Consider the following 19,775-nt stretch of genomic DNA (forward strand, 5'->3'; position numbering starts at 1 on the left):
GTGAACCCGATCCTGCTCACTCACTTTACGGCCACGAGCTGCATCGGGCGAGGACTCGATGCGACGCTTGACGCGTTGCGGATGCAACGCGGCGGCCTCGCGCCGTGCCGTTTCGACGATGCCGCGCTCACGACATGGACCGGCGAAGTCGCCGGCGTCGACGACGAGCCTGTGCGCCGCGACCTGCGCGAATTCGAGTGCCGCAATCATCGGCTGGCGCAGCTCGCGTTGCGACAGGATGGTTTCGAAGAAGCCGTGCGGGCGGCAGCCGCGCATTACGGCCCGCAGCGAATCGGCGTGTTTTTGGGCACGAGCACGTCCGGGATCTTCGAGACCGAGCTTGCCTATCGGCGCCGCGATCCTGACACGGGCGCGCTTCCTGCTGACTTTCACTACGCAAATACGCACAACACCTATTCGCTCGCCGCTTTCGTGCGCGCCTACTTCGCATTGCATGGACCGTCGATGGCGGTTTCTTCAGCGTGTTCCTCGGGGGCCAAGGTCTTCGCATCTGCGCGGCGCATGCTCGAAGCGGGTTTGATCGACGCCGCTGTCGTGGGCGGTGTCGACTCGTTGTGCCTGACGACACTTTACGGTTTCAACTCGCTCGAATTGCTGTCGACACAGCCTTGCAAACCGTTCGATATTACTCACAAGGGCATCTCGATCGGCGAGGCGGCCGCCTTCGCGCTGCTCGAACGCCCCGAAAATGCTGCCGCGCGCAACGCGGCACTCGACGAATCGACCATCGCGCTCGTGGGCATCGGCGAATCGAGCGATGCGCATCACATGTCGTCGCCACACCCTGAAGGACTGGGCGCGCGGCTCGCAATGCAACAAGCGCTTGCATCGGCCGGCCTGGCGGCAGGCGATATTGGCTACGTCAATTTGCACGGCACGGCGACGCCTGGCAACGATACGGCCGAGCGGCTTGCGGTCAATGCGCTGTTTGACGGCAAGCGCACGCCTTGCAGCTCGACGAAAGGCGCCACCGGACATACGCTCGGTGCCGCCGGCGCGCTTGAAGCGGTGATCGCAGCGCTTGCATTGAAGCACCAGTTCTTGCCGGCCGGTATTCAAACGACGCAGCCCGACCCCGAGTTGATGCTCGAGTATGTGTTGACGAGCCGCGCCGCGCCTGTCCGAACCGCGCTCAGCAATTCGTTTGGTTTTGGCGGGACCAATTGCAGTTTGATATTGGGATTGGGGTGGGCCGACTCCGGTAGCGATTCAGATGGCGATTCAAAGAGGACATGACGATGCGAAAGCAAGCCATGCGGGCATTCATTGACGGCGTCGGGCTGCTCGGGCCAGGCCTTACCGACTGGCCTAGCGCCGTGCAGGTGCTGAGCGGTCGGACCGCTTACGTTCCGCAGCGAACGGTGTTGCCGCCGCCCGCTGCGCTTCCTTCCGCCGAGCGGCGTCGCACGGGTGCGCCGGTCAAGCTCGTGCTTGCCATCGGCTCCGAGGCCGTGGCGGCGAGCGGGCACGACCCGGCTACGTTGCAGTCGGTCTTCGCGTCATCGGGCGCTGATGGCCACAACTGCCATGCGGTCTGCGAAACGCTGGCGGGAGAGGACCGGACGTTGTCGCCGACGCGCTTTCATAACTCCGTGCATAACGCGCCGGCCGGATACTGGAGCATCGCCACCGGTTCGATGGCGTCGTCGAATGTGCTGGCCGCCTATGACGGCAGCTTTGTGGCGGGGCTGCTCGAGAGTGTGGGCGAGGTGGCCGTTGACGGAAAAGCCGCGCTGCTGGTGGCATTCGACGTCGATTATCCGAGCCCGTTGCGCGAGTTGCGTCCGATCGACGATGCGTTCGGCGTGGCCCTCGTGCTGGCGCCGCAGCCAAGCGCGCACTCGCTTGCCCGCATCGATATCGCGCTGACGACCGAACCGGCTACGACACAATCCTCGCCGCTCGTCGAAGCATTGCGCCGCAATCATCCCGCTGCGCGCTCGCTGCCTTTGCTCGAAGCGCTTGCAACACGGCAATCGACGCGCGTCGTGCTCGACTACTTGAGCGACATGCGGCTCGGCGTCGAGATAGCGGTGATCGATCGTCATGCAGGAGCCGCTATATGAAACCGGTCGAATACTTGGCGCAGCCGCTCGATCATGCGTGGATCGCGGCGCGCATTCCGCATAGCGGCGCGATGTGTCTGCTCGATCAGGTGCTCGCATGGAGCGACGACACGATCGTCTGCCGCGCGACGAGTCACCGCGACCCAAACAACCCGCTGCGCGCGAACGGACGCCTTGCCGCCGTCTGCGGAATTGAATACGCGGCGCAGGCGATGGCCGCGCATGGGGCGATGCTTGGCGCGGCGCTCGAGCGTCCGCGTGCGGGCTTTCTTGCGAGTGTTCGCAATGTCGAGATGCAGGTGGCGCGGCTCGATACGCTGCAAGACTGGTTGAGCGTCGAAGCGCAGCGGATCGGCGGCGACGCCAATAACGTGCTCTATCGTTTCGCCTTGCAATGCGCGGGCCGCACGGTGCTATCCGGCCGTGCCGCCGTGATACTCGATGCGTCCGCTATCGGGCCATCGCTCGATGGCACAGATGCATGATCTTCCTTATAAGGAGTTCACTCTTGAAGACGGCTCGTACTCGTAAATGGTTAACGGCAGCGTTTGTTATCGGGGCTTTCGTACCCGCTTTGGTCCCGGCAGCGCAGGCCGACGTTGGGCAAGCCGCGCATGATTTCAAGGAAAACGCGAAAGCGGCCGGCAAGCATATCGGCTCCGATGCGCGGGAGGCGGCACATGCAACCGCCGAGACCTCGAAGAAGTTCGGGCATGCGGTAGCGCAGGGCGCCCGCAACGGTTATCACGCGACGAAGGATGCCATCCACAGGACGGTCAGTAAATCGAAGTCGGACAGTCACGAACCGGCTTCGAACGGTACGGCGCAGTAACGGAGTTCGGTGAGCTTTTGCGGGAGCCGGCGAGCGTCGGAAGCGGTCAGTATTGAACGAGGATGGTCACGCGCCGGTTCGCCGCGCGTGCTGCTTCGTCGTTGCCGAGCATGAGCGGGTCGTTGTCGGCGCGGCCGACCGCGGACAACCGATGCGGCGCGACGCCTTTGTCCACCAGGAAACGCACGACGGCACCCGCACGCGTGGATGACAACTCCCAGTTCGACGCGAATTTCGCGTTCGAGATGGGCACGCTGTCGCTATGCCCTTCGACGAGGATGTTGCGGGCCGAGTGCGTTGCCAGTACCTGTGCGATATCGCTTAGGACACCGAACGAATTCGGCAGCAATTGCGCATCGCCGGAATTGAAAAGCAGCTTGGCGTTGATCGCGATTTCAACGCCTTGCGAAGTATCCTTCATCGCGATCTGGCGGTTCTCGCCAAGCGGACTCAGCAACGCATGCAGTGTCTTTTGCGCGGCCTGCCGCGGGCCGTCGCCCACGCTCCCCGCGCTGCTCGCGGAACCATCGACATGCTGGACGACGCGTGCTTCGAGCGTCTTGCTCTCGAGTTCTCGGTATCTGGCCAGCTCCAGTACGTAAAGCGCAAGGAAGAACACCATCAACGTGGTGATGAGATCGGCATACGAAATCAGCCAACGCTCCGAACGCTCTTCGGCATCGTCGTCGTGTTCATGTCCATGTTCGTGTCCGATCGCATCGGATGACATGTGCTTATCGCCGGCAAAAATATTCATGATGGCGAGGATGTCGAGTAGATCAGGCCAGCAGTTCGGCGGACCGCTCGCGGACCTCTGCGGCGAGGCGCGTCTCGATCGTCTGCGGCGATTCTTTGCGCGAGATTGCCAACAAGCCGTCGAGATAAAGCCTTCTGAACCGCAGTTCGCTTTCGACTTGCGCCTTGATCTTGCCGAAGAGCGGCAGAAAAACCACGTTGGCAAACGCGAGGCCGTAAAGCGTCGCGGTGAACGCGGCCGCAATGCCGGCTCCGAGCTGCGCAGGTTCGAGGATATGGCCGGTCACGTGAATCAGGCCCAACACGGCGCCCAGAATGCCGAACGTCGGCGAATATCCGCCCGCTTGTTGCCAAATGCGCGCAGCGGCCATGCGGTTGCGTTCGTAAGCCGCCAGCTCACGCCGCAATGCATCTTCGAGCACGGCCGTGGAGACCCCGTTCGCGAGCAACTCGAGCCCGCGCCGCGCGAACGGGTTGATGCCGCTCATGTCGAGCGATTCGAATGCAAGCATGCCGTTGAGCTTGGCTTGATCGCCCCATTCCAACAGCGCCGAAAGGTTTTCGCGATCGACCTGCCGCGTCTTCATGAACGCGAGATGCAGCTGTTTGATCCCGTCGTAGAATCTGGCCCACGTGTTTTGAATCATCACCGCGCTCAGCGTGCCGCCCACCACGATGACGAAAGCTTCGACCTGAAAAAGCATTCCGAATTGTCCGCCCTCCAGCCAAAATCCTGTGGCAATGGCGAGCGTGCCGAGCAGCGCGCCGAATATCGTCAGCAGATCCATACCGGCTCTCCCCAGCTACCGTCAAAAATGTTCAAGCTTCGCGGCCAACCTGCGCGGATGCGCCGCCCGCCGATGCACGGATCGTTCTGACCGCTTCGATGAAACGCTGCTCGATGTCATTCACTTCGAGTGGATCGATCTTGATCTCGCGGCGCATGACCCACGAAACTTCCTTCTTGCGCGCCTCGGTCATCACGGACTGCAACCGTTGCGCGACCACCGGGTCGGTGAGCGTCGCGAGCAGTTTGGCCAGGTCGTAGGTATCGGTGGCGCTGACAGCTTCGAACAGCGTGCGCTGGTCGACAGATTCGAGGTCGTCGAGCGATTGCATGTCACCGCTCGGCCGCGCGTTGCGCCGCGTGAAATAGTTGATACCTTTTTGCTCGACGTAGTTGAGTACTTGCGTTTTGCGAAAGGCGAACAAGTCTTCGGCAATCTCGCCATGCGAAAGCTTGTTCAAGATGATTCTCTTTTCCACGCCAATCAGCGTTTCCAGATCGGACAACTCGATTAGTTCGAGTTCGCTGTTGATGGCGACGTCGAGATCGTGATCGCCCACCTGCTGCGCTCGTTCGATGATGCGCGCCGGATCGAACTTGATAACTTGCCGGGCCGTGGCGCCGTCTTGCGCGGCATAACGGCCATTGTTGGCCAAATGCTCGGCGCGTCCGATGTCCAGCGTGACGAGATTGAGCTTTTCCATCCGCCGCAGCATGGTCATGACGTGCGGGCGCGAATGGCCGGCAATCGCCCGGAATTTCTTGATCGCATTGGGCAGCGTCACCGCCACTTCTTCCGGCTGCCCGCGTCGTCCCCAGCCATCGGAGGAAGTGTCGGCAGTGGCTTCGGCACTGGCCATCAGCGCGAGCACGTGGGCATAGGACACCACGCCCGGAAGGAAATCGGCATGCGTATAGGTTGCGAGCAAGTCGTCTTTCTTTTTCCCGCGCCGGATGGTGGTGCGCACCAAATGCCGCAATAGCGGGGAAGCTCGCTCGAGCTCCTGCTCGATCATGCTCGTTTCGATGACCGTGAATTGACAAAAGGTCAGCGCCTTCGCGGTTTGTGCGCGCGGCTCGGCGGGCAGCAACGCCGCTTCGCCGAAAAAATCGCCTTTTCCCAAGGTGCCGAGAACGACTTTCTTTTCATCGCAATAAGTGGAGATCTCGACTTTGCCTTCGGAGATCACATAGATGACCGGGTCCCCGGCGAAACCTTCGGAATAGATGACTTCACCCGGCGTCGCCGAGCGCGTCCAGGTCGACTGTTTTTGTTTCAAGATAATCCCCCGCTTTTAGGACCCGTCCCTCGATTGGCGTCGCGCTTGCGTTGCTCTTGATGGCAATGGCTGAACTGCGAATCGATGTCTTAATAACGACACGCATACGAGGCGTCTTTAGCGAAAAGAAGGAAATTGAGGGCAGGGAATTCGAGCATTGCAGTTGTCATCTATGCGTTTTCCATGCAAACGGGTCTGGCTGGAGGCTTCGCCGGCAAGAAAATTGCGGTGCTTGCTGTCGGAACGCGGTGAAAACACGCGACGTCTAACACTATGTTGGCACGGTACGGATACCGCGTTCGTTACGGAGTACGCCATGGAACTCGCATTGGTATTGAAAACGTCAACGGTGCTGCTGGCGCTCGGTGCGCTCGGTGGTTTGACGATGGCCGGTATGCGTTTTGCCGGCCAACCCCACCCGCCAGCGTGGCTTGCGATGTTGCACGGCGTGGCTGCCGCCGCGGCGCTGACATTGCTGCTCTACGCCGCTGCTGTCACCGGGTTACCGGGCTTGGCGCTCGCCGCGCTGATCCTCTTTTTACTCGCAGCGGCAGGCGGCGCGGTGCTCAACCTCTGCTATCACTGGAAGATGCTGGCACTGCCAAAATGGCTCGTCGTCGTGCACGCCGCTGTCGCTGTGGTGGGGTTTGTGCTTCTGGTCATTGCAACATGGGCAGCGTCGTCTCACACGTGATGAGCGGTGAGCGGTGAGCGGTGCGCGGTGCCTACGGCCGCAGCACGAGGCGATGCTCGGCCGCGCCCGGTTCAAATGGGGTTGCCTCTCCCCTGACCCAGGCTTGATGGCCCGCGAGAAAATACGGTGAAGCAGGGTTGCCGGACTGGCCGCCCGGCATATGGAAAATTCCTTCCTGCTCGTGTCCGGGTGATACGGCCATGCGTTCGGAGGCACCGAACGACTGCCCCTGCACGCGCGGCATGTTGGAGTCGGCTGGAAGCGGTTCCTGTGGTGCGGCGAGCAGCCGGCGCAGCGCGGAAAACGGCGCTGGCACCATGCGCGCAAACGGATGCATGATGGCCGCACGGTTGTGTGCTCCCCAACTCGCCCGTTCGAGCGAGCCGCGCTCCAGTGTGACTTCCGAAATCGCGCGGTCGATCGACAAAACGGCCGTAGCTGTTCGTAAAGCCCCAGGCGACTTGCTCGTTGCTGCCGGCTGTCACCGTCGGCGTGCCCGGCAGCGTCACGCCGGTTACTCGGCGCACGTCACCGTTCGTTGCGCGATACGCAAGCGACATGCGATGCCAGATATTCGGCAGTCCTAACGAAAGGTGCATGTCGCTGGCGATCATTGCGTGATGCCCGGCACTATGCGCCGCATCGACGGCCCAAGCGTTGCTGCCCGTTATCGAAAGAGTGCCGCACGTGAGTGGATCGCAATCGAGTGCGAGTGTCGATGTTTGTGTATGGTTTTGTTTCAGTGGTTCGGGCTGCGGCGTGCGCAGCCACTCGGGCAGAGCAGGTATGATCGACGCGCTGCGCGGCATCGATACGCGATCGAGCGGTGCGTCCCAATGACTGGACGTGGGCAGCATAAAGGCGAGCAATTCCGGCGATACGCGCTGCTGTAACGCCGACCGCGCCAACGTCCGACGTATTTCGCCATATTGAACAAATGCGCGGCAATCGTCCCCGTTCAGCGGGAGGAGGGACCGCGCGGACGGCCGGAGCCGTCCGTCTAGGGCGCTTAGTGCGGCGTTCGCTATTGCTCGATGTACTCGCGTATCGCTGAGAGAGGCGCCCCGCCGCAGCTACCGGCGAAATAGGACGGGGACCAAAGCGCACCGCCCCACAGCTTGCGCCGCATGCTCGGGCAGTTCTTCTTGCGGATCATGCGGCTCGAAACACCCTTCAGGCTGTTCACGAGTGCCGCCACGGCAACTTTGGACGGATAGTTCACCAGAAGGTGTACGTGGTTGTCCTCGCCGTCGAACTCCACCAGTTCAGCCTCGAAGTCGGCGCACACGCTGGCGAACATGACGTGCGGATCGTCGATGATCTCTTTTGTGAACACGCCACGCCGATACTTGGTCACGAAGACCAAATGTGCGCGCATCAAGAAAACGCAGCGGCATTCGCGCCGGATGTCGTTGTCGATGGCCATAGGCCAAAGTATACTTTGGCCTATGGAACGACTCCAAGCCTTCAAATTCGAACTCATGCCGACCGGCGAACAAGCGCGCACTATGCGCCGGTTCGCGGGCGCGTGCCGGTTCGTCTATAACAAGGCGCTGGCGTTGCAGAAGGAAAACCACGCGGCGGGCGGGAAGTTCATCGGAAAGTTCGCGATTGGCAAGCACCTGACGGCGTGGCGCAACAGCGCTGATACGCCATGGCTCGCTGAAGCTCCGCGCCATTCGCTTATGATGGCGACGCAGGACTGCGATCGCGCATTCCAAAACTTCTTTGCCAAGCGCGCAGAGTTCCCGCGTTTCAAGCGCAAGGGCGAGCACGACGGTTTCCAATTCCCCGACAAGAATCAGATTGCGATCGATAGCAGCAATGGCCGCATCAAGGTTCCGAAACTCGGCTGGCTGCGTTACCGCAATAGCCGCGATGTACTCGGCGAAGTGCGCAGCGCGAGCGTATCGCTGCGCGCGGGCAAGTGGTACGTCTCGATCCTGACGAAGCGCGAAGTCGAGCAATCGGTTCCGCACGGCCCGGCGGTCGGTATCGACGTCGGCGTGACCCGCTTCGCAACGCTGAGCGACGGCACGTATATCGTGCCGCTGGCGAGCTTCAAAAAGCACGAACAGCGCCTCGCGAAGTATCAGCGGCGCATGGCCCGCAAGGTCAAAGGTTCGTCGAACTGGAAAAAGTCGAAGGCCGGCGTTCAGCGCATTCATGCGCACATCGCGAACGCGCGCAACGACTTCCTGCACAAAGCATCGAATGCGATCAGTAAAAACCACGCAATGATCGCCGTCGAGGATTTGCAGGTGCGCAATATGAGCAAATCAGCAGCCGGTACGGCCGACGCGCAGGGCTGCAATGTCCGCGCGAAGTCCGGACTCAATAAGTCGATTCTCGACCAAGGCTGGTTCGAGTTTCGCCGCCAGTTGCAGTACAAGACGGCGTGGCGCGGCGGCTTTTTCGTCGCCGTCCCGCCGCAGAACACGAGCCGCACGTGCCCGTCATGCGGCCATATTTCAGCGGAAAACCGCAAGACACAAGCGCTGTTTGCGTGCGTGCGCTGCGGCCACGAAGCAAACGCCGATTACGTCGGCGCGATCAATGTGTTAGAGCGCGGACAGCGCTTGTTAGCCTGTGGAGAGACGGTGCGGTCAGGCCGCTCGAAGAAGCAGGAGCCCGCCGAAGTGACTCAGGCCATCGCGGCCTAAGCGCGGTAGGAATCTCCGTCCTTCAGGGCGGAGAGGATGTCAAAGAAGCGATCCTGCGCGTGCACGAAACCTGTCGCATAAGCGAGGTCGTCACGCGAAGTGCCGGACAAGCTGACGACGCCCAGCGCATCGCGCTCCATCCGCACAACAGCCCCGAGAGAACGCTCGACGCGCTCGCCGTCGAGCTGCGGCAGGCTCGCGCGAACGATGAACAGCGCGGCCATCGCCAACGCCAGCGCCGTCACGCAAATGGCGCCGATCACGTAGACGAGCATGCTCACCGCACGCGATTTTCTCGTTGATGCTTTTGCCTTCGATTCGATTGACGCAGTCATCGCTAATCGCCAATCGCTATTTCGCAGGCAGTGTTCTGACGAACGCGAGCGCACTTTGCACGAGCTTGCCGCGTAGCGCATCATTGCCCCATGCATGCGGCGCGGCGCGTACCCAGCCATGCATCCGTCGTTCGCCCGAGAACATCGGCTCGATGCCGGGCACTTCCAGCGCCCACCCGTCTTGATTCTTGCCGAGCCGTGCGAGCATGCCGTCATCGCGCGCGCAGCAAAGAAGATTGCCGTCCACGAGCCATGCCCAACCGCCGAACATCGCTTTTTCCGTGAGCCCTGAAACGCTGCCTAATTCCTCGTTCAATAGTGCTTCCAGCCCGTGATCGCGTGCCATTGCATTGTGCTTCCTGTCGGTTGCGTCGATATGTAAGCGTGCAGGTGACAGCATAGGCGATCCTCATTGGCGTGATGTAGCGGCTCGGCCTCGTGGTTTTTCGCGCTTCGCTTCGCGTAGCGATTGTTCGCAGCTTCGCTGCGGCGAAGCGGACCCGCCGATAAGCTTCGCCATCAAATCATACTCAGGAGGGCGTCATCGTGAATCTCGGTGGAGTCAATGGTTTTGGATCACGACCCGAGCGTCCGGAGGATGCGGGCGAAACGGCAGAGGCAAAGGGCGATGCATTGGTTAGGCCGACAAGACGCCCATCGACCATCGGCTTCACAACGGTGCATCCGTTTAGAGCCAACTACCCGCCTGTGCCAATTCCCCCGATGGGCCTTCCGGTACGCGCGCGCTTTCGTGAAACAGGAGCGGCCGCGATTCGAAGCGCCTGGGCCCCTACAGTTAGTTGCGAGCGACTGCCATCGGATGTGGCGAAGGAATTCGGAATCGGCGCCACCGGCTGGGCGCCCCAGGCGGCCGAGAGCACCGCGCACAAGACGTGGGCTTTCAATACCCTGCCTCCTTGGATGCCTGGACCGGGGGTCTACGAGGGCGTAACCAGACAGGTTGCCAATTTCCCTCCGACGCCCGAACACCCAAACGGCACGCGGTGGACACGCACGACCGTCTTTATGGAATTGCGCGGCATACGCCGGTCGAAATCAGCCGATGCGGTACCGGGCGTCAAAATCAAAATGCTGGAACTGACACGATGGCAGGACCTCGGTTACCAGACGCTTTGGCAACGCATCAAGGAAAAGGCCGCTAGCGTCTTCTCGAAAGACTCGCGCTGATAGGTGAGGGTTTTCAGGAGGTGGTCGAATCGCTGCATGAAATGCTCGAAAGGTGAGCTTTTTCGGGACCATGCAGGGCATGTCGAATTCTACCCTGCTGCGATATATAAAGGTGAGAGTTTTCGGGAGTCGCATACGACGTCGGTGGCTAATGTATGCAATTTTGTACGCGTGAAAGCGATTCGCAAATTCCGCTAACCGTATCCCCCGACGTGACGCAAGGTGAGACTTTTCGGGAGAAGATGTTGAGCATGCGGCTGCGCTTCGATTCGATGCGCGAGCTTCTATGGTGAGGTTTTTCGGGAGCGCGGCGGCTTGGAGCGAAACGGCGCCGCGAGCATGACGGTCGACGCAAGCAGGCCAAGCCGCTAGACTAGCCCGTTCTTTTCACTGAGCGGACCATGCATTCGACCTGGCGTGTACTTCGCTTATGCGACCAAGCCCCAAAGCGCTTGCATGTCGACGTGCGTCTCGACGGCATCGGCGAGGGTGTCGATCGACGCGAGCTTGCGTGCGTCGTGGTCGATGCGTTCGGCGCATGGGTCGCGGACGAGTCCGGCCCAGTGCAACAGCGCCGCGCACGCATCGGGCGCATCGAAGAGACCGTGCAGGTAGGTGGCAAGGATTTGCCCATCCTCCGATATCGCGCCCTCGGGCCGCATCGCGGCGCCATCGCTGAGCCACATGGCCGGCCGTGCGAGCGCAGCGCCCTCCGTAGCGCCCATGTGAATCTCATATCCGCGTACGGCGGCATTGCCGAATGTCCCGGACGACAGCCTGCCCTCGATCCTGACCAGGCGTTTGTCGTTCGCAAGCGACGTATCGAAATCGAGCAAGCCGAAGCCCTGTGCGCGTTCGGCATCGCTTTCGATGCGAAGCGGATCGCGCAATTCGCGCCCAAGCATTTGCATGCCGCCGCAAATGCCGATGACTTTTCCGCCATAACGCAAGTGGCGCCGCAAATACGTCTCCCATCCTTGTTCGCGCAGCCAGGCGAGATCGCGCTGGACGCTTTTGCTGCCGGGCAGAATCACAAGATCGGCAGCGGGCAGCGGTTCGCCGCTTCGTATGTAGCGGAAATCGACATCCGGATGCGCGCGCAGCGGATCGAAATCGGTGTGATTGCTGATGCGCGGCAGCGCCGGCACGACGACGCGCAGCGTGCTCGCCGCATCGCCGTGAGCGGGTGCATGTGCGACGGATGGCAGCATATCCTCGGCATCGAGCCACAGGCCGGGCACGAACGGCACCACGCCGAACACGGGTTTGCCGGTGCGTGCCTGCACCCAGTCGATGCCGGGCTGAAGCAGCGCCACGTCGCCGCGGAACTTGTTGATGATGACGCCTTTGACGCGCGCGCACTCGGCGTCCGAGAGGCATGCGAGCGTACCGATGATCTGCGCAAAGACGCCGCCGCGATCAATATCGGCGACGAGCACCACGGGGCAATCGGCAGCTTGCGCGAAGCCCATATTCGCGATGTCGCCCTCGCGCAGGTTCACTTCGGCCGGGCTGCCGGCACCCTCGACGAGCACGAGGTCGCTTTTCGCGCGCAACCGTTCGAACGATTCGAGCACCGCTTGCAGCGCGGTCGGTTTGTAGGCGTGATAGGCGCGGGCGTCCAGATTGCCGCGTGCGCGGCCGTGCACGATGACTTGCGCGCCGATATCGCTGTTCGGCTTGAGCAGCACGGGGTTCATGTCCGTCTCCGGCGCGATGCCCGCCGCGAGTGCCTGCCACGCTTGCGCACGGCCGATCTCGCCGCCATCGATGGTCACGGCGCTGTTCAGCGACATGTTTTGCGGCTTGAACGGTGCGACGCGTTTGCCGGCGCGCGCGGCAATTCGACAAAGCGCGCCGACGAGCGTGCTCTTGCCCGCATCGGAACTCGTTCCTTGAATCATCAGTGCGCCGGGCATCGTGGTCTTCCTGCCGTGATCGGGTGGGCTGCGCCTGTTGCGCACGGGCGCGCAAGCCATTGCAAGGCACGCGCGAATGGGCAGCATTATGTCATCGGCACTTGCACGTATGAAAATGCAAGGCCTTCACAGCCGCGCTATCAGGCGGATCGGGCCGAATTCGCTGAGGGCCATAGCATGTGGCAGACGCAGCGATGATGACGCTGCTGCTTCCGTTTGCTGCGACGGCTGCGCTCGCTGGCGCAGGCGTGGCGGTCGATGCGTGGGTGGGCGAGCCGCGGCGCGGGCATCCGCTGGTCGCGTTCGGGCATATGGCTAAGCGAATCGAGCGCGCACTCAATCACGATCACGATCGCGACCATCATCGCGACGATGGGTTGCGGCCGAGCGAGCATGCAAGCGCTGCGTGGCCGCATCGAAACGCGGTCACGCGCATGCTCGGCGTGCTGGCGTGGGTGCTGGCGGTCGTGCCGCCCGTGGCGATCGCCGTGATGCTGACGTGCTGGTTGCCGGTTGCCCTCGCGTGTGTCGTTCACGTGGCGCTGCTGTGGTTCGCGCTCGGCACGCGCAGTCTCGTCGACCACCTGTCGCCAATCCAAAGCGCATTGGCCGCGGGCGACCTCGTGCAGGCGCGCGCATTGGCCTCGCGCATCGTGACGCGCGAACTCGCCGATGCCGACGCATCGGCTGTTGCGCGAGCGGCCGTCGAATCGGCGTTGGAAAACGGCAATGATGCGATCTTCGGAGCACTCTTCTGGTTCGCCGTAGCGGGTGGTCCCGGTGCGCTTGCTTATCGGCTGATCAATACGCTCGACGCAATGTGGGGCTATCGCACCGTGCGCTTTGTGCGTTTCGGCTGGGCCGCGGCGCGCCTCGATGATCTCGCCAATTACGTGCCCGCGCGATTGACGGCGGCGGCCTATGCGTTATGCGGGGATACGCGCACCGCGTGGCGATGCTGGCGCACGCAAGCGAGCGCGTGGGACAGCCCGAACGCAGGCCCCGTCATGGCCAGCGGCGCAGGCAGCTTGAACGTCGCATGCGGCGGAACGGCCCGCTATCACGGTATCGACGAAAGCCGTCCCCCGCTTGGCACAGGCAACGCGCCGAGCACTCGCGATGTGGGGCGTGCGCTGTCGCTCGTGAAGCGCGCGCTCGCACTGTGGCTCGCCGCGTTGGCGCTGCTCGCGCTTTTATCAATGATGATTACGGTTTGAACTTCGAACGCATCATGTCCTTATCCGGTTTTCCCGCACTCGTGCCGCATGGCGGCAATCTCGCCGATGCCGTGCATCGCTATGGCATTGCGCGCGAGCGCTGGCTCGATTTGTCCACCGGCATCAATCCGCGCGGTTACCCTGTGCCGCCAATCGACGGCGACGCATGGTTGCGCCTGCCCGACGATGATGACGGCCTCGAGGCGATCGCATCGCACCACTACGGCAGCCCGCGCGCGCTCGCCGTCGCAGGCACGCAAGCAGCGATCCGCATGTTGCCGCAAGTCTTGCGCAGCGGCTGCATTGGCATCGGCTTGCTGACCTACGGTGAATATGCACCCGCATTCGAAGCCGCGGGCTTTAGCGTCGAGCGCTTCGTCACCGAGCCGCTCGCTGACAAGCGCGACGCCGCCGGTTTCATACTCGCACCGGGCGCCGCACTGCCCGCCCATTTACGCCATCTTGTCGTCGTGAATCCGAACAATCCGGGCGCGGAATCGTTCGATATTCAGACGATCCTCGATTGGCATCGGCAAGTGGCGTCGCGTGGGGGCTATCTGATCGTCGACGAGGCGTTCGCCGATGCACTCCCGCACATCAGCGTCGCAACGAAGGCCGATCTCGAAGGCCTGATTGTCTTGCGTTCGGTAGGCAAGTTCTACGGCTTGGCCGGTGCGCGCGCCGGCTTCGTCCTCGCCGATCATGCGACTGATCGCATGATGCGTGGCCTGCGCGGACCATGGAGCGTGTCTGGGCCGGCCCGCTCGGTCGTGCGGGCTGCGCTGCTCGACGAGGCATGGCAGCGCGAGACGCGGGCACGTTTGAGCGAAGCCGGCGCGCGCCTTGTTGGCCTGCTCGAATGCCACGGTTGGCGTGCCGCGCACACACCGCTTTTCGCATGGGTGCGCGATGAAGACGCGAAGCGATGGCACGAGTACCTTGCGCGCGAGGCCATCTGGGTGCGCCGCTTCGAAGCCGTGCCGGGGTTGCGTTTTGGGCTGCCCGCCGACGAGCCCGCATGGACGCGGCTCGACGCTGCGTTGGGCCGTATGTTCGGCCTTCGCCGCGAGGCTACTCGATGACGCAAAACGACGAACGATTGTCCGATGCGGCAGTGGTGAGAAAACTCGACCGCGCGATTGCTTGTGCTCAGGCGCTGCGGCCGGTTGGCTCGCCTTGTATCGACATCTGCCGGCTCGACCGCGACCGACAACGCTGCACCGGATGCCGGCGCACGATCGACGAGATCAGGGCATGGAAGTCGCTTGATGACACCGACAAGCTTCGCATTCTGAATACGCTTTCGGCACGATGTTAGTCATGCATGTGCAAAGTGTGCCGGCAATGCGCAGTAATTCTTGCCAGTCTTGCCGAGGGAAAGCGGCGCATTATTTGTGCCCAATATTTATTTAACGTCCGCGCGCAATTTGGCCGAAAAGCGTATTGGATTTTGCCGGGAGCGGCGATATCTTTGCTTGAACGGGAAAGCAAGGAACGGCCACATGACCGATGCATCGAGCACATCGCGCGCACTGCGCAACGAACAGGATGCCGATTTCCTGTCGGGCGGCGGCGAACTGGGCGGGCTCATTCGTGCGTTCGATTGGACCTCGACTCCACTCGGCGCGCCCGACGGTTGGCCTCAGAACCTGAAGGTCGCGCTGCGCATCATGCTCAATTCGAGCCAGCCGATGTGGATAGGGTGGGGCAAGTCGCTGGTCTACTTTTATAACGATCCCTACAAGTCGATCATCGGTGGCAAGCATTCATGGGCGCTCGGGCGGCCGATGAAAGAAGTGTGGGGCGAGATATGGAGCGACATCGAGCCGATGCTCGATGCCGCGATGAACGGCGGCCGCGGGACTTACGTCGAAGCGCAATTGCTCGTCATGGAGCGCAACGGCTACCCCGAGGAAACGTATTACACCTTCTCGTTCAGCCCGATTCCGAATGATGATGGCGCCGTCGGCGGCATCATCTGTGCGAATACGGACGACACGCAACGTGTAATGGGCGAACGCCAGCTTGCGCTGCTGCGCGAGTTGGCCGCCGGTACCACGCATGCGCGCACGTGGCAGGATGCCTGTGCGCGCAGTGCGCAGGCCTTGGCCACTAACGCGCGCGATCTGCCGTTCGCCATGATCTACATGGCCGAGGCGCCCAACGCGCCTGCGCTGGAACTGGCATGCGCATGCGGCATCGAGCATGGTCACCGCGCCGCGCCTGCCAGCATCGCGCGAGACGACGCCACGGTATGGCCCGTTGGCGACGTGTTGCGTACGCGTAAGCCCGTGCTCGTATCCGATTTGCCGACACGCATCGGTCCGTTGCCAAGCGGCCCATGGGGCGATGCGCCGGCGCAGGCGGTGCTGCTGCCGGTGATGCCGGGTGGCGAAACGGGGCGTGCTGGCGTGCTTGTAGTAGGGCTCAATCCGTACCGACTCTACGATCGCAACTACCGGAGCTTCCTCGCGTTGGCCGCAGGCCAGATTGCGGCCGCGGTGGCGCAGGCGCAAGCGTATGAAGAAGAACGGCGGCGTGCCGAAGCGCTGGCCGAAATCGACCGTGCAAAAACGGCGTTCTTTTCGAACGTGAGCCACGAATTCCGTACGCCGCTCACGTTGATGTTGGCCCCGCTCGAAGATGCGCTGAACGATCCGTCGCCGGATGCGCTGCCGTCTTCGCAACGCCGCCGCCTGCAGACTGCGCATCGCAACAGCTTGCGACTGCTCAAACTTGTCAATTCGCTGCTCGACTTTTCGCGCATCGAGGCAGGTCGCGTCGTGGCGACCTTCGAGCCGGTCGACCTCGCCAAGTTTACGGCCGAGCTCGCATCCAATTTCGAATCGGCCACGCAGCGCGCGGGGCTGAAATTGTCTATCCATTGCGAAACATTGCCCCATTCCGTTTATGTCGATCGCGACATGTGGGAAAAAATCGTCCTCAATCTTCTGTCGAATGCGTTCAAGTTCACGTTCGAGGGCGAGATCGAAATACTCACACGGGCGGCAGATGATGGGCTGGCAGCGGAGCTTGTCGTGCGCGATACCGGCGTCGGTATTCCCACGCGTGAATTGCCGCAGTTGTTCGAGCGTTTTCATCGTGTCGAAGGGCAGCGTAGCCGCTCGTTCGAGGGCTCCGGCATCGGCCTTGCGCTCGTGCACGAACTTGTCAAATTGCACGGGGGCGCCATTGGTGTCGACAGCGAGCCCGGACGGGGGACGGCATTCACGGTGCGCGTTCCGTTCGGCACCGTGCATTTGGCGGCTGATCGCATCGGTCAGGAGCGCTCGCGTGCGTGGACCTCGCAACGGGCGGACGCTTATGTCGAGGAAGCGCTGCGTTGGCTCCCGCGCGGCGGCTCGGCGCCGGAGGAAGAACCGGCCGAGCGCGCCGACGAGCTGCCGGATTTCGCGTTCGGCAGCCGCACGATGGGCGCGCGCGTGCTCGTCGTCGACGATAACGAGGACATGCGCCGCTACATCGGCCGATTGCTGAAAGGGCGCTGGGAAGTCGAGACGGCCGCCGACGGGCTCGACGCGCTCGCGGCCATCCGTCGGCGCCTGCCCGATGTGGTCATTAGCGACGTGATGATGCCGAACCTCGACGGGTTCGGACTGCTGCGCGAAATTCGCTCCGATCCCGCGCTGCGCGATCTGCCCGTTGTCATCGTTTCGGCGCGTGCGGGCGAGGAAGCACGCGTGGAAGGGCTCGAGTCGGGCGCGGACGATTATCTGACGAAGCCGTTTTCCGCGCGCGAACTGGTAGCGCGCGTCAATGCCAACCTCGATATGGCACGGCTGCGGCGCGAGGCGACACGCGATTTGCGCGAGAGCGAGGCACGCTTTCGAAATATGGCCAATCATGCGCCCGTCATGATGTGGATCAGCGCGCCAGATGGCGGCTTCGATTATCTGAATCAGCCCTGGTGCGAATTCACGGGGCAGACGTTGGAGCAAGCGGTCGGCGAGGGCGCGTGGGCTGCGTTGCATCCAGATGATCGTGAGGTCTCGCACCAGACGTTTCTCGCGGCGCATGCTCAACGCGTGCCGTTTCGGGCAGAATACCGGGTACAGACTGCGACGGGTGCATTCCGCTGGGTGTTGAGCGCCGCGGTGCCCCGGTTCGACGACGACCGCAAATTCCTCGGTTATATCGGCTCCATCATCGACATTACCGATCGTAAGGAGGCCGAAGAAATTCTGCGCGAGGCGAACGAGGTGCTCGAGCGTCGCGTGGCCGCCGCTATCGCGGAGCGCGCGCATACCGAGGCACAGTTGCGCCAAGCCCAGAAAATGGAGGCAATCGGCAAACTGACCGGCGGCGTGGCGCACGATTTCAACAACGTGCTGCAGGTCATTGCCGGCAATCTTCAGCTTTTGAGCCGTGACGTTTCCGGCAATCTGCGCGCGGAGCAGCGGCTGCAGACAGCGGTTGCGGCAACGGCTCGCGGCTCGCGGCTCGCATCGCAATTGCTGGCCTTCGGCCGGCGCCAGCCGCTCTCGCCGAAAACGGTCAATCTCGGCAGGCTGATTCGCGGCATCGACGACATGCTGCGCCGCTCGCTTGGCGAAGGCATCGAAATCGAGACCGTCATCACGGGCGGGTTATGGAACACGTTTGTCGATACGGTCCAGGTGGAAAACGCACTGCTGAACCTGGCCATCAACGCGCGCGATGCGATGCAGGGCCACGGCAAACTGACGATCGAAGCGGGCAACGCGTTTCTCGACGACGTCTACGTCGCTCGCCATCCTGACGTCACGCCGGGCCAATATGTGATGGTCGCCGTGACCGATACCGGCTGCGGTATTCCGTCTGATTTGCTGGAGCGCGTCTTCGAGCCGTTTTTCACGACGAAGCCCGAGGGCCAGGGTACCGGGCTTGGCCTCAGCATGATTTATGGTTTCGTCAAGCAGTCGGGCGGACATATCAAGATTTATAGCGAACTCGAACAGGGCACGACCGTACGCCTCTATTTGCCGCGTGCCCGGCAACCCGAAGATATCGAAACGGAGGTCGATGCCGGGCCGATCACGGGCGGCACTGAAACGGTTCTCGTGGTCGAGGACGACGAAGACGTGCGCGGGACGGTGGTCGATTTGCTGTCGGAATTGGGCTATCGCGTCTTGCGGGCGAAGGATGCGCAAAGCGCGCTTGCGATCGTCGAAAGCGGGGTGCCGATCGATCTATTGTTTACCGATGTAGTCATGCCGGGGCCGCTCGAAAGCCCGGAATTGGCCCGCAAGGCCCGCGAACGCTTGCCGAATATCGCCGTGCTGTTCACGTCCGGCTATACGGACAACGCGATCGTGCATGGCGGGCGGCTCGACGACGGCGTCGATCTGCTCAGCAAGCCCTATAGCCGCGAGGCGCTTGCGCGCAAGATTCGCCATGTGCTGCGTCATCAAGTTCGCGGCAAGCCGATGCAGCCGGCGTTGCCGCCCGCGAGCCCGAGCGCGGCCCTCGCGGCTGACACGCGTGCGGCGCACCGCGGGCGCGGACGAGTGCTGCTGGTCGACGACGACCCAATGGTTCGGTTCACGACAGCGGATATGCTTACCTATCTCGGGCACGCGGTGGCGGAAGCGGCGGACGCCACCGAAGCGCTGGCGCTACTCGGCAAGCATACGTTCGATGTCATCGTGACCGACATCGCGTTGCCGGATTTGTCGGGCGACGAGCTTGCGATGCGTGCGATTGCGTTGCAGCCGGGCTTGCGCGTCATTTTTGCTTCGGGCTACGACGAACTGCCCGACGGCGACAAGCACGAGGCGTTGGCCGATGCGACGATGCTTCGCAAGCCGTACAACCGCGAACAGATGGAGGCGCTGCTCAATGCGGCCATGGCCGCACGGTTGTCGGCTGGAACGGGTAGCGCGACCGTCCCGACTGGCCGCGGCACACCACCGCCGTCGTTCGAAAAAGCAGGCCGGTCGATATGAGTTGCGACATCGACATTGCCGCGTGTGTCCATACGGTGAGCGTTTTCGGGAGCGTGCGGCGCGACGGGTGAG

The 19,775-nt window shown here is 62.4% G+C and carries 19 protein-coding genes and 1 pseudogene; 11 read left to right on the plus strand and 9 right to left on the minus strand.

The window, feature by feature from the left end:
• The 4 genes from ACSQ20_RS23875 to ACSQ20_RS23890 are packed head-to-tail and all read left to right on the plus strand — an operon-like array spanning position 1 to position 2,919.
• On the plus strand, positions 1–1,257 hold the full coding sequence (locus tag ACSQ20_RS23875; protein ID WP_436024846.1) for a beta-ketoacyl-[acyl-carrier-protein] synthase family protein: 1,257 nt from the start codon (positions 1–3) through the stop codon (positions 1,255–1,257).
• A gap of 2 nt (positions 1,258–1,259) precedes the next feature.
• Entirely contained in the window at positions 1,260–2,087 is an 828-nt protein-coding gene (locus ACSQ20_RS23880; protein ID WP_436024847.1) for a beta-ketoacyl synthase chain length factor, read from the plus strand.
• Entirely contained in the window at positions 2,084–2,572 is a 489-nt protein-coding gene (locus ACSQ20_RS23885; RefSeq protein ID WP_436024849.1) for a hydroxymyristoyl-ACP dehydratase, read from the plus strand. Before ACSQ20_RS23880 ends, ACSQ20_RS23885 begins: the two co-directional genes overlap by 4 nt.
• Positions 2,573–2,595: 23 nt before the next feature.
• Positions 2,596–2,919 (plus strand): hypothetical protein, encoded by a 324-nt coding sequence (locus ACSQ20_RS23890; protein ID WP_436024851.1) that lies wholly within the window; start codon positions 2,596–2,598, stop codon positions 2,917–2,919.
• 46 nt (positions 2,920–2,965) lie between these two features.
• Here ACSQ20_RS23890 and ACSQ20_RS23895 read toward each other — a convergent pair whose 3' ends face one another.
• The 3 genes from ACSQ20_RS23895 to ACSQ20_RS23905 are packed head-to-tail and all read right to left on the minus strand — an operon-like array spanning position 2,966 to position 5,742.
• On the minus strand, positions 2,966–3,676 hold the full coding sequence (locus tag ACSQ20_RS23895; protein ID WP_436024853.1) for an OmpA family protein: 711 nt from the start codon (positions 3,674–3,676) through the stop codon (positions 2,966–2,968).
• A gap of 22 nt (positions 3,677–3,698) precedes the next feature.
• Positions 3,699–4,463, minus strand: a complete 765-nt coding sequence (locus ACSQ20_RS23900) for a flagellar motor protein (RefSeq protein ID WP_436024855.1) — start codon at positions 4,461–4,463, stop codon at positions 3,699–3,701.
• Positions 4,464–4,494: 31 nt separating this feature from the next.
• Positions 4,495–5,742: a cyclic nucleotide-binding domain-containing protein gene (locus ACSQ20_RS23905; RefSeq protein ID WP_436024857.1), complete on the minus strand. Its 1,248-nt coding sequence runs from the start codon at positions 5,740–5,742 to the stop codon at positions 4,495–4,497.
• A 316-nt stretch (positions 5,743–6,058) separates the two neighbouring features.
• On the opposite strand from ACSQ20_RS23905, the gene ACSQ20_RS23910 reads away from it, so the two are divergent.
• On the plus strand, positions 6,059–6,436 hold the full coding sequence (locus tag ACSQ20_RS23910) for a hypothetical protein (RefSeq protein ID WP_436024859.1): 378 nt from the start codon (positions 6,059–6,061) through the stop codon (positions 6,434–6,436).
• A gap of 31 nt (positions 6,437–6,467) precedes the next feature.
• Here the strand turns inward: ACSQ20_RS23910 and ACSQ20_RS23915 are convergent, their stop codons facing one another.
• The 3 genes and pseudogenes from ACSQ20_RS23915 to tnpA all read right to left on the minus strand — a co-directional run bounded on the left by ACSQ20_RS23915 (position 6,468) and on the right by tnpA (position 7,862).
• Entirely contained in the window at positions 6,468–6,863 is a 396-nt protein-coding gene (locus ACSQ20_RS23915) for a penicillin acylase family protein (protein WP_436024861.1), read from the minus strand.
• 61 nt (positions 6,864–6,924) lie between these two features.
• A pseudogene (locus tag ACSQ20_RS23920) lies at positions 6,925–7,344 on the minus strand (penicillin acylase family protein); the annotation flags it as partial.
• A 116-nt stretch (positions 7,345–7,460) separates the two neighbouring features.
• Positions 7,461–7,862 carry an IS200/IS605 family transposase gene (gene tnpA / locus ACSQ20_RS23925; protein ID WP_436024863.1) on the minus strand — a complete coding sequence of 134 codons (402 nt, stop codon included), beginning with the start codon at positions 7,860–7,862 and terminating at the stop codon, positions 7,461–7,463.
• Between the two features lie 22 nt (positions 7,863–7,884).
• On the opposite strand from tnpA, the gene ACSQ20_RS23930 reads away from it, so the two are divergent.
• Positions 7,885–9,099: an RNA-guided endonuclease InsQ/TnpB family protein gene (locus tag ACSQ20_RS23930; RefSeq protein ID WP_436024865.1), complete on the plus strand. Its 1,215-nt coding sequence runs from the start codon at positions 7,885–7,887 to the stop codon at positions 9,097–9,099.
• Here ACSQ20_RS23930 and ACSQ20_RS23935 read toward each other — a convergent pair.
• Together ACSQ20_RS23935 and ACSQ20_RS23940 are read right to left on the minus strand one after the other, a co-directional pair.
• Positions 9,096–9,374, minus strand: a complete 279-nt coding sequence (locus ACSQ20_RS23935; protein WP_436024867.1) for a penicillin acylase family protein — start codon at positions 9,372–9,374, stop codon at positions 9,096–9,098. The genes ACSQ20_RS23930 and ACSQ20_RS23935 overlap by 4 nt on opposite strands.
• A gap of 76 nt (positions 9,375–9,450) precedes the next feature.
• Entirely contained in the window at positions 9,451–9,780 is a 330-nt protein-coding gene (locus tag ACSQ20_RS23940; protein ID WP_436024869.1) for a TfoX/Sxy family protein, read from the minus strand.
• Positions 9,781–10,256: 476 nt separating this feature from the next.
• Between ACSQ20_RS23940 and ACSQ20_RS23945 the strand changes: the two genes are divergently transcribed.
• Positions 10,257–10,622, plus strand: coding sequence for a hypothetical protein (locus tag ACSQ20_RS23945; RefSeq protein ID WP_436024871.1), 366 nt, complete (start codon positions 10,257–10,259; stop codon positions 10,620–10,622).
• Positions 10,623–11,050: 428 nt separating this feature from the next.
• Here ACSQ20_RS23945 and ACSQ20_RS23950 read toward each other — a convergent pair whose 3' ends face one another.
• On the minus strand, positions 11,051–12,541 hold the full coding sequence (locus tag ACSQ20_RS23950; protein WP_436024872.1) for a cobyric acid synthase: 1,491 nt from the start codon (positions 12,539–12,541) through the stop codon (positions 11,051–11,053).
• A 194-nt stretch (positions 12,542–12,735) separates the two neighbouring features.
• Here ACSQ20_RS23950 and ACSQ20_RS23955 point away from each other — a divergent pair, with 194 nt between their 5' ends.
• From ACSQ20_RS23955 to ACSQ20_RS23970, 4 genes are all read left to right on the plus strand, one after another.
• The gene (locus ACSQ20_RS23955; RefSeq protein WP_436024874.1) at positions 12,736–13,758 is read left to right on the plus strand and encodes a CobD/CbiB family cobalamin biosynthesis protein; all 1,023 of its coding nucleotides are present in this window, start codon (positions 12,736–12,738) and stop codon (positions 13,756–13,758) included.
• Positions 13,759–13,772: 14 nt separating this feature from the next.
• Positions 13,773–14,840 carry a threonine-phosphate decarboxylase CobD gene (cobD, locus tag ACSQ20_RS23960; protein ID WP_436024876.1) on the plus strand — a complete coding sequence of 356 codons (1,068 nt, stop codon included), beginning with the start codon at positions 13,773–13,775 and terminating at the stop codon, positions 14,838–14,840.
• Positions 14,837–15,076, plus strand: coding sequence for a DUF1289 domain-containing protein (locus tag ACSQ20_RS23965; RefSeq protein WP_436024878.1), 240 nt, complete (start codon positions 14,837–14,839; stop codon positions 15,074–15,076). The genes cobD and ACSQ20_RS23965 overlap by 4 nt, the downstream gene beginning before the upstream one ends.
• 184 nt (positions 15,077–15,260) lie before the next feature.
• Positions 15,261–19,703, plus strand: a complete 4,443-nt coding sequence (locus tag ACSQ20_RS23970; RefSeq protein ID WP_436024880.1) for a response regulator — start codon at positions 15,261–15,263, stop codon at positions 19,701–19,703.
• Positions 19,704–19,775: the final 72 nt, after the last annotated feature.

This window comes from Trinickia sp. LjRoot230 (assembly GCF_964253315.1).
Taxonomy (GTDB): Bacteria; Pseudomonadota; Gammaproteobacteria; order Burkholderiales; family Burkholderiaceae; genus Trinickia.

What these genes read in the sequence shown, in the direction of transcription:
- ACSQ20_RS23955 (WP_436024874.1), top strand. Translation starts at nt 12,736, where the DNA reads ATGATGACGCTGCTGCTTCCGTTTGCTGCGACGGCTGCGCTCGCTGGC.
- ACSQ20_RS23880 (WP_436024847.1), top strand. Translation starts at nt 1,260, where the DNA reads ATGCGAAAGCAAGCCATGCGGGCATTCATTGACGGCGTCGGGCTGCTC.
- ACSQ20_RS23885 (WP_436024849.1), top strand. Translation starts at nt 2,084, where the DNA reads ATGAAACCGGTCGAATACTTGGCGCAGCCGCTCGATCATGCGTGGATC.
- ACSQ20_RS23965 (WP_436024878.1), top strand. Translation starts at nt 14,837, where the DNA reads ATGACGCAAAACGACGAACGATTGTCCGATGCGGCAGTGGTGAGAAAA.
- tnpA (WP_436024863.1), bottom strand. Translation starts at nt 7,862, where the DNA reads ATGGCCATCGACAACGACATCCGGCGCGAATGCCGCTGCGTTTTCTTG.
- ACSQ20_RS23895 (WP_436024853.1), bottom strand. Translation starts at nt 3,676, where the DNA reads ATGAATATTTTTGCCGGCGATAAGCACATGTCATCCGATGCGATCGGA.
- ACSQ20_RS23910 (WP_436024859.1), top strand. Translation starts at nt 6,059, where the DNA reads ATGGAACTCGCATTGGTATTGAAAACGTCAACGGTGCTGCTGGCGCTC.
- cobD (WP_436024876.1), top strand. Translation starts at nt 13,773, where the DNA reads ATGTCCTTATCCGGTTTTCCCGCACTCGTGCCGCATGGCGGCAATCTC.
- ACSQ20_RS23940 (WP_436024869.1), bottom strand. Translation starts at nt 9,780, where the DNA reads ATGGCACGCGATCACGGGCTGGAAGCACTATTGAACGAGGAATTAGGC.
- ACSQ20_RS23935 (WP_436024867.1), bottom strand. Translation starts at nt 9,374, where the DNA reads ATGCTCGTCTACGTGATCGGCGCCATTTGCGTGACGGCGCTGGCGTTG.
- ACSQ20_RS23950 (WP_436024872.1), bottom strand. Translation starts at nt 12,541, where the DNA reads ATGCCCGGCGCACTGATGATTCAAGGAACGAGTTCCGATGCGGGCAAG.
- ACSQ20_RS23930 (WP_436024865.1), top strand. Translation starts at nt 7,885, where the DNA reads ATGGAACGACTCCAAGCCTTCAAATTCGAACTCATGCCGACCGGCGAA.
- ACSQ20_RS23970 (WP_436024880.1), top strand. Translation starts at nt 15,261, where the DNA reads ATGACCGATGCATCGAGCACATCGCGCGCACTGCGCAACGAACAGGAT.
- ACSQ20_RS23900 (WP_436024855.1), bottom strand. Translation starts at nt 4,463, where the DNA reads ATGGATCTGCTGACGATATTCGGCGCGCTGCTCGGCACGCTCGCCATT.